This window comes from Caulobacter sp. HMWF025 (genome assembly GCF_003060965.1).
Taxonomy (GTDB): domain Bacteria; phylum Pseudomonadota; class Alphaproteobacteria; order Caulobacterales; family Caulobacteraceae; genus Caulobacter.
This window is the reverse complement of record NZ_QAII01000173.1, coordinates 5,358-6,056: the sequence shown is the minus strand read 5'-3', so window position 1 is coordinate 6,056 and position 699 is coordinate 5,358. Positions and strand designations below refer to the sequence as shown.

Sequence of the window (699 nt, the reverse complement as noted above, 5' to 3'; positions counted from 1 at the left end):
GCCTTCTCCGACCAGACCGTCACGGCCGCCTCGGCGGCAACCGCGCTCTGGCTGACGGGTACGGCCTCGGCCGAGACCCTGACCGGCGGCACCGGCGATGACGTCCTGACCGGCGGCCTCGGCGACGACAGCCTGGTCGGCGGCTCGGGCACCGACACGGCCCGCTTCAGCGGCACGCTCGCGGCCTCGACCGTCTACAGCGACGGCACCGGCGGCTTTATCGTCAGCGGCACAGACGGCTTCGACCGCCTGCAGGGCGTCGAGCGCCTGGCCTTCTCCGACCAGACGGTCACGGCCGCCTCGGCGGCCACCGCGCTCTGGCTGACGGGTACGGCCTCGGCCGAGACCCTGACCGGCGGCACGGGCGACGATGTCCTGACCGGCGGCCTTGGCCATGACAGCCTGGTCGGCGGCGCAGGCACCGACACCGCCCGGTTCGGTGGCACCCTGGCGGCCTCGAAGATCTATAACGACGGCACCGGTGGCTTTGTGGTCAGCGGCCCGGACGGCATTGACCGCCTGCAGGGCGTCGAACGCCTGGCCTTCTCCGACCAGACCGTCACGGCCGCCAGCGTGGCCGTCGGCCTGTGGCTGACCGGGACCGGCGTGGCCGACAGCCTGACCGGCGGGGCGAGCAGCGATGTGCTGACCGGCGGTCTGGGCAACGACAGCCTGAACGGCGGCTCGGGCACCGACGCT

The 699-nt window shown here is 73.4% G+C and carries 1 protein-coding gene; it reads left to right on the top strand.

The features are described 5' to 3' along the window. A partial coding sequence (locus DBR10_RS19410; protein WP_272482615.1) for a calcium-binding protein occupies window positions 1-699 on the top strand: 699 nt, incomplete at both ends.